The sequence below is a fragment of the Micromonospora sp. NBC_00821 genome, assembly GCF_036347035.1.
Lineage (GTDB): Bacteria > Actinomycetota > Actinomycetes > Mycobacteriales > Micromonosporaceae > Micromonospora > Micromonospora hortensis.
Window position 1 is genome coordinate 3599999 of record NZ_CP108880.1, and the last position, 13935, is coordinate 3613933.

14 protein-coding genes are annotated in these 13935 nt (G+C 72.3%); 6 read left to right on the forward strand and 8 right to left on the reverse strand.

What is annotated here, in order from left to right:
• Nucleotides 1-72: 72 nt before the first annotated feature.
• From OHB44_RS16490 to OHB44_RS16500, 3 genes are all read right to left on the reverse strand, one after another.
• Nucleotides 73-2940 carry a glycosyl hydrolase gene (locus OHB44_RS16490; protein ID WP_330437460.1) on the reverse strand — a complete coding sequence of 956 codons (2868 nt, stop codon included), beginning with the start codon at nt 2938-2940 and terminating at the stop codon, nt 73-75.
• 157 nt (nt 2941-3097) lie between these two features.
• Nucleotides 3098-3520 (reverse strand): MmcQ/YjbR family DNA-binding protein, encoded by a 423-nt coding sequence (locus OHB44_RS16495; RefSeq protein ID WP_238685791.1) that lies wholly within the window; start codon nt 3518-3520, stop codon nt 3098-3100.
• A 40-nt stretch (nt 3521-3560) separates the two neighbouring features.
• Nucleotides 3561-4256: a DUF1223 domain-containing protein gene (locus OHB44_RS16500; protein WP_330437463.1), complete on the reverse strand. Its 696-nt coding sequence runs from the start codon at nt 4254-4256 to the stop codon at nt 3561-3563.
• A 155-nt stretch (nt 4257-4411) separates the two neighbouring features.
• Here OHB44_RS16500 and OHB44_RS16505 point away from each other — a divergent pair, with 155 nt between their 5' ends.
• On the forward strand, nt 4412-4714 hold the full coding sequence (locus tag OHB44_RS16505; RefSeq protein ID WP_330437465.1) for a GNAT family N-acetyltransferase: 303 nt from the start codon (nt 4412-4414) through the stop codon (nt 4712-4714).
• Between the two features lie 22 nt (nt 4715-4736).
• On the opposite strand, the gene OHB44_RS16510 is transcribed toward OHB44_RS16505, so the two are convergent.
• Complete coding sequence (locus OHB44_RS16510) at nt 4737-5327, reverse strand: TetR/AcrR family transcriptional regulator (protein WP_330437466.1); 591 nt, start codon at nt 5325-5327, stop codon at nt 4737-4739.
• On the opposite strand from OHB44_RS16510, the gene OHB44_RS16515 reads away from it, so the two are divergent.
• The gene (locus tag OHB44_RS16515; protein WP_330437467.1) at nt 5328-5501 is read left to right on the forward strand and encodes an SDR family oxidoreductase; all 174 of its coding nucleotides are present in this window, start codon (nt 5328-5330) and stop codon (nt 5499-5501) included.
• 35 nt (nt 5502-5536) lie between these two features.
• Nucleotides 5537-6253, forward strand: coding sequence for an isocitrate lyase/PEP mutase family protein (locus OHB44_RS16520; RefSeq protein ID WP_330437468.1), 717 nt, complete (start codon nt 5537-5539; stop codon nt 6251-6253).
• A gap of 407 nt (nt 6254-6660) precedes the next feature.
• On the opposite strand, the gene OHB44_RS33490 is transcribed toward OHB44_RS16520, so the two are convergent.
• The 4 genes from OHB44_RS33490 to OHB44_RS16540 all read right to left on the reverse strand — a co-directional run bounded on the left by OHB44_RS33490 (nt 6661) and on the right by OHB44_RS16540 (nt 10899).
• The gene (locus tag OHB44_RS33490; RefSeq protein ID WP_442932610.1) at nt 6661-7914 is read right to left on the reverse strand and encodes a helix-hairpin-helix domain-containing protein; all 1254 of its coding nucleotides are present in this window, start codon (nt 7912-7914) and stop codon (nt 6661-6663) included.
• Between the two features lie 295 nt (nt 7915-8209).
• Complete coding sequence (locus OHB44_RS16530; RefSeq protein ID WP_330437469.1) at nt 8210-9559, reverse strand: FAD-dependent oxidoreductase; 1350 nt, start codon at nt 9557-9559, stop codon at nt 8210-8212.
• A gap of 1 nt (nt 9560) precedes the next feature.
• Nucleotides 9561-9971 carry a TcmI family type II polyketide cyclase gene (locus OHB44_RS16535; protein WP_238685784.1) on the reverse strand — a complete coding sequence of 137 codons (411 nt, stop codon included), beginning with the start codon at nt 9969-9971 and terminating at the stop codon, nt 9561-9563.
• Between the two features lie 130 nt (nt 9972-10101).
• Nucleotides 10102-10899, reverse strand: coding sequence for an AfsR/SARP family transcriptional regulator (locus tag OHB44_RS16540; RefSeq protein WP_238685783.1), 798 nt, complete (start codon nt 10897-10899; stop codon nt 10102-10104).
• Nucleotides 10900-11324: 425 nt separating this feature from the next.
• On the opposite strand from OHB44_RS16540, the gene OHB44_RS16545 reads away from it, so the two are divergent.
• From OHB44_RS16545 to OHB44_RS16555, 3 genes are read left to right on the forward strand one after another with little or no spacing between them, the layout of a single operon-like run.
• A complete protein-coding gene (locus tag OHB44_RS16545; protein ID WP_238685782.1) occupies nt 11325-11663 on the forward strand; it encodes a TcmI family type II polyketide cyclase in 339 nt (112 codons plus the stop codon).
• Nucleotides 11660-13408, forward strand: coding sequence for an acetyl-CoA carboxylase carboxyltransferase subunit alpha (locus OHB44_RS16550; RefSeq protein ID WP_238685781.1), 1749 nt, complete (start codon nt 11660-11662; stop codon nt 13406-13408). The genes OHB44_RS16545 and OHB44_RS16550 overlap by 4 nt, the downstream gene beginning before the upstream one ends.
• Entirely contained in the window at nt 13405-13935 is a 531-nt protein-coding gene (locus tag OHB44_RS16555) for an acetyl-CoA carboxylase biotin carboxyl carrier protein (protein WP_330437471.1), read from the forward strand. The genes OHB44_RS16550 and OHB44_RS16555 overlap by 4 nt, the downstream gene beginning before the upstream one ends.

Genomic DNA, 13935 nt, shown 5'->3' on the forward strand with positions numbered 1-13935 from the left:
ACGTCGGCCGGTGCGGAGGACCCCTCGTGGCCCTCCGCACCGGCCGACGTCATGTCGCGCCGTGCCTGTCGATCAGGAGTACGGGAGCCGCAGCACCGACTGGTTGCCGATGCCCACTGTGGTCGGGTTGTTGCCGATCGCCGACCAGACCTCCACCCGGACCCTGCCGTTGCTCAGCGCGCCCAGCGTGCCGGTGGCCGATGACAATCCGGCGCTCTGGGTGTAGTGCTCGTAGCCGGTGACCGGGTCGGTGGCGAAGTAGCGCCCCGTCTCCACCCGGTCCCAACTGCCGTTGCCGGTGAGGTCGTAGGAGATCCGCACCTGCACGCCGTTGCCGACCGCCGTCCCGGCGTCCACGAACAGGTCGAACGCCGTCTGCCCGCCCGCGTAGGCGAGGTTGAGGCCGGTCGCCGTGAAGACCTGGGCGTTGGTGGGCGTACCGTCGTGGTTGCCGTTCGCCGCAGCGACAGTCGTCGTGGCCGCGCTACCGGCGGCGCCCAACCCACCCCCGGGCAGCAGGTACCGCGTGGGTGTGCCCGGGGTCGTCGGCGGGTCGGTCGTCGGCGGGGGGTCCGTCGGCGTCGTCGGGGGGACTCCGCCGGCCGCGTTGCCACCACTCCAGGTGTACGCCCCGGTGGTGGCCGTCTTGCCGGCGCCCACGGCGAGCGTGGTGCCGTTGGAGAACGTCACAGTGATCGGCGTCGCCGTCGGGTTCGACGCCACGTAGGTGCGGGCCCCGTTGCGGGAGAAGACCGCGGACAGCGGATGGTTGCCGGTCACCGTCGTGTCGACGTTGCCGAGGGCGGCGAGGTTACGGATCCAGTGGAACGTGTGCGCCCGACTCTCGCCCTCCTCCGGGGTGTAGCCCGGGTTCGCGCGAAGGTTCGCCAGCGCCGCGTCGGGGTCGCCGAGGGCCTGGAACTGCCAGAGGATGTCCTGCCACACCGTCGGTTGTCCGCCGTTGTTACGGACCAGTTCGGCGTAGTTGGTCCGCACGTACGCCGGGTTGTTGCCCAGGTAGAGGTGACCGCCGGTGACCGGCAGCAGATTGATGCCCTGGATCATCTCCGGCTCGCCACTGAACCAGGTGGCGTACGCGCCGCCGTCGCCCCAGACCATCCCGACCGTGGAGTGCCCGAAGGCGGCGGGGAAGTTCTGGTCGCTGACGTCGAACCAGTACTCCTGGATGGCGGCGGCCTGGGTGGTGTAGAGGAAGACGCCCGCGTCACGGATGGCGGTGTTACCCGTCGTCTGCCCCCACTGGATGAGAGCGCTTGCGAAGTTCATCCCCTCCGACGAGGACTCCTGGTTGTTGCCGGAGCCGAACGAGCCGTGCCCGGACGCCCAGTCGTGGCCGGCGTAGATGTCGAAGTCCCGCAGATACGGGAACTGGCTGTCGCCGCGGCGGTAGTTGTTGGCGTCGCGGATCAGCAGGTCGACCATGCCGCCGTAGCGGCTGGTGGCCGCCCAGGCCGGGTCGAACTTCGCCAGCGTCGCCGCGGCGGCGATGTAGTAGCCGTAGTGGAAGTGGTGGTCGTTGAGCTCCTGGTCCGACCCGTACGACGCCGGGTAGCCGATCAGGGTGCCCCAGTTGTTGTCGTAGTAGAAGACCCGACTGGTCTTGCCGCTGGACGCGGTGAACCAGTCGGTGAGCGTGCTACGGATCGCGTTCAGCGCGCTGTCGCGCGTCGTGGTGTCGTTGACCTGGTCGGCGATCTCGGCGATCCGCGCGGCCCGGCCGAGCCCCTTGCCGGTCCAGTAGGTGTCGTTGCCGCGTTGGTCCATCGGGTTGGCGCGGGTGGCGGCCAGGTGCCCGGTGAGCGTCGACAGGTCACCACCGGTGCCGTCGCCGACCGCCGGCAGTTCCGGCAGGATGCCCTGGAACTTCATGGCGGTGCGGAACTGGTTGACGCCGGTGAGCACCTTCATCCGGCCACGCGCCGACGGGTAGGTCGGCGTGATCGCGGTGGACCCGCTCAGCGACTTCCACTGGTGCGGGTAGAGGCTGACCACCGTCTGCGTGGCGGTGCCCTCCCGGGCGGTAGTGGTGAACGCGTACGTGGTGGTCAGGCCGCTGGTCGCCGGGTTGTACGCGTACGAGAGCTGGGTGCCGGTCACGTGGGCGTGCGCGTACTGACCGTAGGTCGCTGCCAGCGCGGCGCGCTCGGTCGCGCTGGACGTCGGCGGCAGCAGGGCGACGGAGAAGTAGCCGCGACCGGCGAGGGTGGAGGAGATCCGGCCGGAGGCCACTGTCCAACTGGCGCCGCTGGGCGCGAAACCGACGTAGTCGTGGCCGTTGACCCGGAAGCCGATGGTGGCGCCGCTGTTGGACCAGACGTCGGGGGTGCCGGCGGTGCTGATCTGCGCGTTCCCGCCGGTGGTCTGGAAGTACGCGAAGGGCAGACCGTGGCCGATGGTCGCGCGCATGGTGCGCGTGCCGTCGCTCCAGTGCGGGCTGACCGTCCAGTCCGTCCAGCCGTCGACCTTCACCAGTGGTGCGGCGAGCCCGGCCACACCGACCCGGATGTCCTGCACGTACGGGTAGTGGAACTCGCCGACACCGGTGGCGGTGCCGCTGATGGCGGGCGTGGAGTTGGCGGAGAAGCCCAGCCCGTCGCCGAAGGTGTCGTACGAGATCGGGTGGGCGTGCAGCGGCTCACTGAACGAGCAGTCGGTGCGCTTCCACAGCAGTGAGGACCACCAGTCGTTGGTGGGGATCGGCCCGGCGGGCGCGTTGGCGGTTGCGAACTGCCGGGGGTTGCTGGACATCGCCCCGCAGCCGCTGGGGAGCGCGCCGACCGGGGTGGTGGTGTAGCTGCCGGCGCCGACGGGCGCGGCCTCGGCTGCGCGGGTGACCGGGATCGTGAGTCCGCCGACGACCAGGGCCAGCGCGGTGGCGGCGGCCAGGGCCCATCGGCGGTGGGGGACGGGAGGTTTCATCGTGCCTCCATCGCGCGCGCCGGGTGCGGCCCTTGCCGGGTCCAGCGCTATGCGTCTGAATTGGGGGGAAGGTCAGGTGAGAGAGCGCTCTCTCGGCCACGGTAATGGAGTACCGAGATCCCCGTCAATGTGTCCAACCCGTTGCGTGCTGATGTCGCTATTTGCCGGCGCCCGCACGGTCGCCCAGCGGTTCGCCCGCACTGTCGTTCAATGCTTCGCCTTCACTGTCGTTCAACAGCGCGTTCGGCACGCGCATCCGCCACGCGTCGGTCACCAGCTCGGTCAGCCGGTCCAGGTCGACCGCCGCCAGACGCAGCAGCACCAGGGGCAGGCCCTGGTAGCCAGGCGTGGTGAAGAAGATCTCGGGCTCCCCGAGCAGGAGAGCCTGCTTCTCGGCCTCGTCGCCGACGAACAGCACCGCGATGTCGAGCCGGATCACCCGAGGCTTGCCCGGCGTCCGCTCCGGATAGGACCAGACGAAGCCCTTGTCGGCCACCCGGAAGTCGAAGCCGTCACTGGGAATCTCCACCGCCTGCGGCAGGGCCAACGCCACCCGGCGTACGTCGTCCGCGTCAGCCACCGAACCGCCTCGCACCCCGCACCATCCGCATGGGCTGAGATTACGCGGTGGACAGCTCGATGGCCGTCGCGCCGACGATCGCCCGTTCGCCGCTCTCCTGGACGTAGCCGACCACGCTGGCGCTCCGCGGATCAAGACCAGGTGGTGTCGCCAGCTCCACCTGTCCCCGCTCGGCGTCCAGGCCCACCGACCTGAAGGCGCGTACGACGTTGTCCTGTCGCAGCGTCCGCCCGGCGTTCTCCCCCCGGGCGATCTCGCTGGTCAACTCCCGTTCCACGACCGCCACGTGCAACACCGCGCGCTCCGGCGGCTGTTCGGTCCGGTAGTCCACCATCACCCGGTCATTGCCCAGGTTGGCAATGGAGAGCGCCAGTGGTGTGGCGGCGGTCGAGGCCATGGCGGACATGATCGCGGCGGCCGCCCGGCGGCGATCGGAACCGACGAACTCCACGGTGCCGTTGACGACCATCTGCGGGGTGTACAGACCTCGGGTACCCAACGCGCGGGCGTACGCCTCCTGCCGCGCGGTGTACGCCGCGTCCGCGAACTGGTCGGGCCAGCCCAGGTCGTCCCAGTAGTCGACGTGGAACCCGAGGGCGAAGACGTTCTGGCCCCGGTCCCGGGCGTCGCGCTCGATCTCGCTCAGCAACTCCTCAGCGGGAGGGCAACTGTTGCAGCCCTGGGACGTGAACATCTCGACGACGGCGAAGCCGCCGTCCGTCGATGGATTCGTCATGGTGGCGTGTCCCCTCCCACGGTGTGCCCGGCGGCGTCGCGTACTCCCGGTGCCCGGCGTTGCGTTTCCCGTTTCGGCCGGGACAATGCGCGTGGGGTCGCGTCCCCTGCCGGCCTCGCAGCGAGCGCCGTCGGGCCGGGTGGTTGGATGGTCGGGTGCAGTTCACCGTGACAGACGCGCCGGCGCGGGAGCGTTTCGAGGCGCGCGACGAGGCGGGCGCGGTCGTCGGGTTCGTCACCTACCAGCTGACCGGCTCGATCATCGCCTACACGCACACCGAGGTCGATCCGGCGTACGAGGGCAAGGGCGTCGGGTCGACGCTGGCGCGGGCCGTGCTGGACGACGCGCGGAGCAGGAGCCGGACCGTCGTGCCGATCTGCCCGTTCATCGCCGACTGGGTGGTCAAGCACCCGGAGTACGAGAGCATCGTGGTCCGGTCCACCCGCAAGATCAAATAACCCCGCCCCGGTCGGGCTGGTGTCAGGCGTCCGGTAGGAGCCTGGCGGCGAGGGTGCGGGCCGTGGCGGTCAGGGTGTCGATGTCCAGCCCCGTCCGCCCCATGAACACCAGGCCCTGCTGTGCGGCGAGCAGTGCGCGCGCCGTCTCGACCGGGTCGACGTCGTGCGGCAGGTCGCCCTCGCCCTGGGCCCGTCGGACGCTCTCGGCGACCAGGGCGGTCGTCGCCTCGTAGGTGCGCCGCGCCTCGGCGAGGACGTCGGGGTCGCTGGTGGCGAGTTCGTACGTGCTGTTGGCCATGAGGCAGCCGCGCCGGGCGGCAGCACCACCCGGGTCGTTCACCGGCGCCATGACGAACGCGCGCAGCGCGTCCAGGGCGCGGGGAGCGGAGGCGAGCATCTCGCGCAGGTAGCCGCCGCTGGTGTCGGTGTATTCCCGCAGCGCCCGCAGGAACAGCCGGTGTTTGTCGCCGAAGGCCCCGTAGAGGCTGCCCTTGCCCAGCCCGCTGACGCGGACCAGGTCCTCCAGTGAGGTCGCCGCGTAGCCGGCGTCCCAGAACTGATCCCGGACGGCGCGGATCACCTGCTCCTCGTCGAACTGTCGTGGCCTGGCCATGTGACCAGCGTAGCGATTGTTGACCGGGCGGTCCACCAAACGTATGGTGGACCGATCGGTCAACAATCAGGCGACCCCGCCGAGACCGCCGCGGGCATCGCGTTCCTGGCCAGCCCCGCAGCCTCGTACATCACCGGCGCCGTGCTTGACTCCAACGGCGGACACACCGCCTGAGCCCGCCCTCCGCAGCCCGTCGGGAGATCACAACGATGACAGCCTCCACCTTCCGTGCCCTGCACCACGACCGCGCCGCCGGTGACCCGCTCGTTCTGCCGGGCCCCTGGGACGCGGCCAGCGCCCGGGTGCTGGCCGACGCCGGCTACCCGGCACTCGCGACCCCGAGCGCGGGTGTCGCCGCCTCGCTCGGCTACGAGGACGGCGCGACCCCGCCCGACGAGATGTTCGCGGCGGTCGCGCGCATCGTCCGCGCCGTGTCCGTTCCGGTGTCCGCCGACGTCGAGGGCGGTTACGGCCTCGCCCCCCGCGAGCTGGTCGGACGGCTGTTGGAGGCCGGCGCCGTCGGCTGCAATCTGGAGGACTCGGAGGGGGACGCCACCCTCAAGGACCCCCGGAGGCACGCCGACTGGCTGGCCGAAGTGCGCGCGGAGGCGGGTGACTCCCTGTTCATCAACGCCCGCGTCGACACCTTCCTGGTCGGAACGGGTGACCCGACCGAGGCGGTGGAACGCGCCCGCCTCTACGTGGCTGCCGGCGCCGACTGCGTCTACCCGATCCTGGCGCCACCGCAGGTGCTGCCGCAGTTGCGCGAGGGCATCTCCGGGCCGATCAACATGGCCGCCGGACCGGACCGGGAGTCCGTGGCCGAGCTGGGCCGGCAGGGCGCCACACGCATCACCTTCGGTCCAGGGATGCAGCGGTACGCGATGGCGTCGATCGGCGACCTCGCGGCCAAGCTGCGCGCCTGAGGCGGGCGTCACTCCCCGCGGTGCCGGCGCTCCGGCTCGGCAGCGTCGGATGCCGCCCGTAAGATCGCGCAACATCGTGGATGTAGTGGCCTTCGCCGCACCTGACACCACTACATCCAGGATCGAGCGCGATCTCGGGGGAGGCGCGCCGGTCTCCGTGCACGAACCGCCGTGCACGAACCGCCGTGTGCCGGTCGCTGTGCGCCGACGGCGCGGGTAAGCGGCTGCCGGCGGGCTGATCGACTCGAGTTCTGGACGTCGGGGCAACCCGCTCGGGCCGACCGCGGTTTCCTGAACGCCGAGTCGATCACTCGGCGCGGTGGGCGTCGGAGGATCTTCGGCAGCCACGGCCGAGCCCCCGGCGTGCCGTCGCGGTGGACGGCTGCCGGGGGCTCGAGTGCAGGCGGTCAGGCCTGATTGCCACTCGGCAGCACCGCTGCCATCTCGTCGCCGGCGCCGGCGAGCACGCGTGCCTGCTGCGGCCAACTGGCCAGCCCAGGTGCGGCGCGCAGGCCGGCGGCCCGGATCAGGTCGCGCAGTGCCGGCTCGTCCAACTCGCCGAGCTGGCCGTACGTGCGTACGCCGGCGTCCTGCAACGCAGCCGCCATCTTCGGCCCGATCCCCTGGATCCGGCGGAAGTCGTCGGCCGGGCCGGTCGGGTCGGCGTCGACGCCGCTGTTCGTCGTGTCCGCGGCCGAACGAACCGGAGGGGTCGCGGCGGCGGTCGGGCGGACCGGAGGCGCGGCCACCGCCGCCCGCTCGTCGACGGCAGCGGCAACCGCGGGCTCGGCGTTCACGGAGCCGGCCTGCACTGGCTCAGCGGTCACGGAGCCGGCCTGCACCGGCTCGGCGGTCACGGAGCCGGCCTGCACCGGCTCGGCGTCGGACGGTCCTGCGCTCGCCAACGTCTCTGCCGGCGTGGCATCGGCCGCAGTGGCCGTGGTCTCCACGTCGTCGGCCGGACCGACGGAGGCCGGCACATCGTCGGCCGGCGCATCGTCGATCAGCGTCGAGTCGATCGGCGTGCTGTTGACGGGCGCGGTCTCGACCGGCGCGTCGTCGGCGGGGGTGGTGTCGGCCGGGGTGGCCGCTACCGGCGCAGCGTCGATCGCCGCATCGTCGGCCGGCGTCGTGTCCAGCGGTGCCGCGTCGGCCGGCGGGAGATCATCCGCGGGCTGGCGGGGGGCGACCACGGCCGCCGGGGCGGGCTGGTCGTCGACAGTGACCGGCTCGGGGGTCGAGTCCACGCCCGGCTCCTGCCGCAGCTCAGCGGCGTCGGACTGCTCGGTGGCCGGCACCGGCGGCGGGTTCTCGGTCAGCGCCATGTCCGCCGGGTCGACGGCGCTCGGGGCGTCCGCCGGCACGGGCACCGGGGTGGGACCGTCCGGTTCGGTCAGCGCGGCGGGCGCGCTGACCGTGTCGACCGGCACCGGCTCGTCGGCGACCGCGGTGGGTGCCGGGTCGACGGCGGCCGCGGGCCGGGCCTCGTCGGTGGTGGCAGCCGGCGTGGGCGTGGTGATCACGGCCAGGCCGGCGACGGGGTCACCATCCACAATCGAATTGCCCTGTACGCCCCGTCGGCCGCGCAGCAGCCACCCGGCGGCCAAGCCCAGCAACAGTGCCAGTACCACTATCAGCGAGTGTCCGAAAGACCACGCCACGGCGAACCTCCCTCTCAGGTCGTTGGAAAAGTCACGAGAAAAACTCGCCGCAGCTTCGCACACGCGTATTGCCGACGACAGGCAGGATCGGCCGTCAGCGTTGCGGGTGGGACAGCCACCTCAGCCGGTGCCTGCCGGGTGACACAGCGTCGCCCGATCACCCGAAAAACCCGACCCGACGAGACCGGGTCGGGCATGGAGCGGGCAAGGCATGGATTGGTCGGGCAGAGCTCTCCGGAACGATGAGACCCGGGCCCGGCGCTGGACGCCGAGCCCGGGTCGGGCGATGCGGGGTTCAGTCCCGGTCGCCCTCGTAGGTGTGGAAGTCGTCGACGAATCGGCGACGGAGCCGTGGCACCCGGCTGGTCACTCCGAAGTAGCCGCGCGCGCCGAGCAGCGCGAGCCGACCCACCACCGGCCGGTACATCCGGTCGTCGCCGCTGGTGCCGCTGCGGTTCAGCGATTCGGCGACCCGGGCGAAGCCGTACGGCGCCATCACGGCCTCGTAGTCGGCGACCGCCTGGAGCAGCGTCTTTTCGCCGGCGGTGGCGCGGCTGAGCTGCGCGCAGAGCAGGCGGGCGTCGCGCAGCGCGGTGTTCGCGCCCACGCCCCGACCCGGGGTCATGGTGTGGATGGCGTCGCCGAGCATGGTGACGGTGCTGCTCTTCCAGGGCGGCACCGGCTCGGACGTGGACACTTTGATCGGTAGGGCGCTGGCCGGGTCCGCGTGGGCGAGCAGTTCCCGTAGGTGCGGGTGCCAGTTCGCGGTGAGGTCGAGGGCGACCTGCACCAGGTCCTCACCGCGGCGGTCCATGATGTCGGTCGGGAACCGGTTGGCCGCACTCCAGATGATCAGGTTGATGTTGTCGGTGGTGGTGTCGTGGGCCAGGCCGGGCCAGTCCCGGAGCACTGCGGCGTCGGGCTCGCTGACGCCGGGCTTGATCGCGCGTTCGGCGTCCCACTTGAACTCCATGACGTGCAGCACGCCCATCATGCCGCCGACGCCGAAGATCAGCGAGATGCCCTGCTGGACCCGCTCCGGAATGAGACCGCTGGTGTGCGGGGTCAGCGGGATCCGGGTGGCGATGTTGATCGTCCCGGCGTCGCGGGTGACGGCGTGCGGCAGGTACTGGCGGCGTACGGCGGAATGGGTGCCGTCGGCCGCCACCAGCAGGTCGCCGGTGGCGCTGGTGCCGTCGGCGAAGTGGGCGGTGACAGTGCCGTCGTCGCGCTGCTCGTACCGGGTGAAGGTCTTGTCGAAGTGCACCACGTCCTCCAGGCCGGTCAGCAGCACCTGGCGCAGCACCATCCGGGCCACCGAGTGTTCGGTGCGTACCGGGTCGGCGCTCGGCCGCAGCGCGAACGACGCGGTCTGACGGAGCCCCTGGGTGACGACGTTGAAGTAGTGCGGCGGCCGGGCGCAGGTGGCCAGGAAGGTGGCGAACAGCTCCGGAGGCAGACACTCCCGCAGCGCCCTGCTACCGGTGGGGCCGATGCCGACCCGATAGCCGAGCAGCCCCTCGGCGCGGTCGCGGTGCCGCTCGTAGACGGCGACGCTGATCCCGGCCCGGCGCAGGCCGTGCGCCAGGCACAGCCCGCCCGTGCCCGCGCCGATGATCAGGACGTGCGGCGGCGCGGCGGACATGTCAGCCGGCCGGGTGCGCGGCGGGCGCCTCGGTGACGGCCGGGCGTGGAGCGGGTGCGTCGGTGCCGGCCGGGCGCGCCGTGGGCGCCTCGACGGCGTCCCACCGGTAGAAGCAGCCGGCGATCGCGTCCCGGGGGGAACGCCAGGTCGGCAGGTACGGCGACGTGTGCGCGGAGAGCCGCTCGTTGACCTGTCGGAAGAGCGGGTGGTTGCGGGCCGCCGCGAGCGCGTCCGGGTCGACGTCGTCCGAGGTCTCCAGCAGGTGTACGCACAGGTCGTGCAGGCAGTACAGGGATCGGTGCGTGACGCCGGTCAGGCCGGGCAGGTCGGTGGCATCGGACTCGGCGAAGATCTGCGCGACCCGCCCCTCCGCTCCCGGGATGATCCGGCTGACGATCAGTAGACGACTCATGGGACCCCTTCCGCCGGTGGCCTGTCCGACCCCTCGGGGGCCGGTGCCACGTGCTCTGTGCGCCCACCGTGCCGCAGGGCCTGTCACATCACCGTCACGTACGCCGACCGGGCGGTGACGGGCGTCGCCGTCACGTACGCCGAACGGCGGGCGACGGGCGGTCGGTGAGGGCCTCGCGGCTGGCCTGGCGGATCGGGGCGAGGGTGTCGTCGAGCAGGGCGCTCATGGCGGGGCTCGGCTCCAACCGCAGTTCCCGGCGCAACAGGTCGCGGTAGACGTAGAAGGCGTGCACGGCTTCGAAGGCGTTGCCCTCGGCCAGGTGGATGCGGACGACCAGCCGGTGTGGTGTCTCGCGTAACGGCTCGGCGGCCATCGCCTCCAACGCGGCTTCGAGGGCCTCGCCGTGCCGTCCCGCGGCCAGGTGGTGCCCCGCCACCTGTTCCAGCATGTGCAGGCGGAGTTGGCGCAGGCGTTCCCGGTCCAGCAGCACCCAGTCGTCGTACCAGCCGGGCAGGAGGTCGTGCCGCCCGGCGGCGAGCGCCCCGGCCGCGGTGCGTGGGTCGTCGCCGTCCCGGACCCGGGCCGCGGTGCCGACCAGGTCGTCCACGTCGAGCCGAACCGCCGGGCCGAGGCGTACGGTGTCGCTGGCCACTGTCATCGGGCAGCAAGGGTCCTGTCGCAGCCGCCACAGGGCGGTACGCAGGGAGGACAGCGCCCGTTCCTCGGACGCGTCGGGCCAGAGCAGCCCGGCGAGCTGGCTGCGGGTGGCGCCGGGGCGGAGCCCGATCAGCGCGATCACCCGTTGCAGGCCGCGTGGCACCACCACCGGCACCGCCTCGCGGAGGAGTCGAAAACCTCCGAGCAGGTGCAGTGAGACGCCCTCCTCGGGCGGGTCTCCGGCGGTCGGCACGGACGGATCAGCGGCCACGGCGGCACCCCCTGCGGAACGCTCGTCCCGACTGTCTGCTGTGTCCCGGATCGGTTGCCCTCGACGCCACTGTCGACCCCGCCGATCACGGCGTGGCCGGGCGCGGCCCCGCCCGCCGAGGCCGCCGGACTGACCACGCTGAAGATTATCAATGATGGTCACGTTGCGTCAATGTCAGCGTGGACCTTCTCTTGCCGACAGTCAACCCGAGATCGGTTCTGAACTGCATAAACATTAGCGCATCAAGCGCAGCAGGCACATAGCTGATACACAGGTTGCGTCAACGCAGCGTCACCGCCATTCGTCGCTGGCCGACCCGGCGCGGTGACGCCGCCGTGACGAGGATCGGCGCATCGTGTCGGCAGTCGTCCAGCGCGTCCGGGGGCCACCCGTCGCCGGCCGGACGCTGTGGGGGGAGGCCCAACATGGACCGATCGCTGATCGTCGCGAAGGTCGATCCGACCGCCGAGGAGCGGGTCGCCGAGATCTTCGCCGAGTCGGACGCTACGGAGCTGCCGCGCCTGGTCGGTGTCCGACACCGCTCGCTGTACCGACTGCACGACCTCTACGTGCACCTTCTCGAGACCGCGCAGCCGGCGGAGGGCGCTGTGGAGGCCGCTCGTGACCACCCCGAGTTCATCCGGGTCAGCGACCGCCTACGCCCGTACGTGTCGCCGTACCTGTCGACCTGGCGCTCGCCGCGCGACGCCATGGCGCGGTGCTTCTACCGATTCGACGCCCCGGACGCCGGGCGGCGGTCGTGACGGCCACCGCGCCGCGCGAAGAGCAGCTCTGGTCCCGCTGCGCCGGCTGCGCCAGCCTGCTGTACCGCAAACGGCTGCGCCGCAACCTCGACGTCTGCCCGGAGTGCGGCGAACATGCCCGACTCGGCGCGCCGGAACGCCTGCGCCAACTGGTCGACCCGGGTTCCCTGCGCCTGCTGCCCGACCGGCTGCCGGAGGCGGACCCGCTCGACTTCGTCGACGTGCTGCCGTACCCGCACCGGCTCACCGGCGCACGGGCCAGCACCGGTCTTGCCGAGGGGGTCGTCTGCGCCACGGCCACCATCGGTGGGCACCCGGTGGCCCTGGCGGTGATGGACTTCCGTTTCCTCGGTGGCAGCCTGGGCTGCGCGGTGGGCGAGCTGATCACCCGGGCGGCCGAACGGGCGCTGGACGACCGCACGCCGCTCGTCCTGATCACCGCCTCCGGCGGGGCGCGGATGCAGGAGGGCGCGCTGTCGTTGATGCAGATGGCGACCGTCAGTCAGGCCATCGCCGCGTTGCGCGAGGCGGGGTTGCTCACCGTGAGCGTCCTCACCGACCCGACCTACGGCGGGGTGGCCGCCTCGTTCGCCACCAACACCGATCTGGTGCTCGCCGAGAGTGGCGCGCGGATGGGCTTCGCCGGCCCCCGGGTGATCCGCCAGATCACCGGGCGGGCCCTGCCGGAGGGCTTCCAGACCGCCGACTTCCTGCTCCGACACGGGCAGGTCGACATGGTGGTGCAACGGCGGTCGCTGCGCGGACGGCTGACGGCGCTGCTCGCCGCGACCCGCGCCGGCCGTCCGGCGCGTCCGCCCGTACCCCGGCAGGAGCCGGCCTCGCACCGCGAGCGCCTCGCCGACGACGGCGCGGTCCTGGCGCGGCCGACGGATGCGGCGGCCGAGGGAGACGCCGGTATCCCGGCGATACGCGACGCGTGGGACACCGTCCGGATGGCGCGGCATCCGGGGCGGCCCACCACACTGGACTACCTGGACTCGGTCTTCGACGGGTTCGTGGAGCTGCACGGCGATCGGCTCGGCGCGGACTGCCCGGCCATCGTGGGTGGGGTGGCCCGGCTGGCCGGCCGGCACGTCATGGTCATCGGTCACCAGAAGGGCCACACCACCGCCGAGTTGGTCGCCCGCAACTTCGGCATGGCCAGCCCGGCCGGGCACCGTAAGGCGCTGCGGCTCATGCGCCTCGCGGCCCGCCTCGGCCTGCCGGTGGTCACCCTGGTGGACACCCCCGGCGCCGACCCGGGGGTGAGCGCCGAGGAGCAGGGCCAGGCGGCGGCCATCGCCGAGAACATCCTCACCCTCACCGTGCTGCCCACCCCAGTGCTCGCGGTCATCACCGGCGAGGGCGGCAGCGGCGGCGCGTTGGCGCTGGCGGTGGCCGACCGGGTGCTGATGCTGGAGAACGCCGTCTACTCGGTGATCAGCCCCGAGGGGTGTGCGGCGATCCTCTGGCCGGACCGGTCCGCGGCGCCGCAGGCCGCCCGCGCGTTGCGACTGACCGCGCCCGACCTGCGCCGGCTCGGGGTGGTCGACGAGGTCGTGTCCGAGCCGTCGAGCGCCGCGCACGACGACCCGGCGGAGACCGCGCACCGGTTGCGCGCCGCGCTGCTGGCCAACCTCCTGCCGCTGCTCGACGTGCCGCCGGCCATGCTGGTCCGCCTGCGTCGGCAACGATTCCGACGGTTCGGCGCGAACCGCGTCGGCGTCCGGGCGGGCCTGCGATGACCGCCAGCGACCGGGCGCTGTCGACAGTCGACGCGTCCGACGACGTGGGGGTGGACGGCGAGGCGGCGCTGGCCGGACTGCGCCGGCAGGCGCAGCACCTGATCGCCGAGCTGGCCGGGCCGGTGCGCCGGATCCGGCTGCGCAGCGGGCCGGCGGTGCTGGAGGTCGAGTGGCACCCCGAGGACGTGACCCGACCGGACGTACCGCTGCCCCGCGCCGAGGCGGCACCGGCGGTCGGGCCGGCGCCCGGTGCCTCACCTTCGGTGCTCCGGCCGCCGGTGCCTGGGCGTGCCGCGGTGCGGGCACCGATCGTCGGCACCTTCTACCGGGCGCCGGAGCCCGGCGCGCGGCCGTTCGTCGCGGTGGGCGACCTGGTCCGCCCGGGCCAGCCGGTGGCCATCGTCGAGGCGATGAAGCTGATGAACGAGGTGACCGCCGACCGGGCCGGCCGGGTGGCCGCGATCCTCGTCGAGGACGGTCAGCCGGTCGAGTACGACCAGCCGATCGTCGAACTGGACCCGGCATGA

Bases quoted from the DNA above. Each gene is read 5' to 3' on its own strand.
- OHB44_RS16545 (WP_238685782.1), top strand. From the start codon at position 11,325: ATGGACCGATCGCTGATCGTCGCGAAGGTCGATCCGACCGCCGAGGAG.
- OHB44_RS16535 (WP_238685784.1), bottom strand. From the start codon at position 9,971: ATGAGTCGTCTACTGATCGTCAGCCGGATCATCCCGGGAGCGGAGGGG.
- OHB44_RS16500 (WP_330437463.1), bottom strand. From the start codon at position 4,256: ATGACGAATCCATCGACGGACGGCGGCTTCGCCGTCGTCGAGATGTTC.
- OHB44_RS16520 (WP_330437468.1), top strand. From the start codon at position 5,537: ATGACAGCCTCCACCTTCCGTGCCCTGCACCACGACCGCGCCGCCGGT.
- OHB44_RS16530 (WP_330437469.1), bottom strand. From the start codon at position 9,559: ATGTCCGCCGCGCCGCCGCACGTCCTGATCATCGGCGCGGGCACGGGC.
- OHB44_RS16555 (WP_330437471.1), top strand. From the start codon at position 13,405: ATGACCGCCAGCGACCGGGCGCTGTCGACAGTCGACGCGTCCGACGAC.
- OHB44_RS16510 (WP_330437466.1), bottom strand. From the start codon at position 5,327: ATGGCCAGGCCACGACAGTTCGACGAGGAGCAGGTGATCCGCGCCGTC.
- OHB44_RS16490 (WP_330437460.1), bottom strand. From the start codon at position 2,940: ATGAAACCTCCCGTCCCCCACCGCCGATGGGCCCTGGCCGCCGCCACC.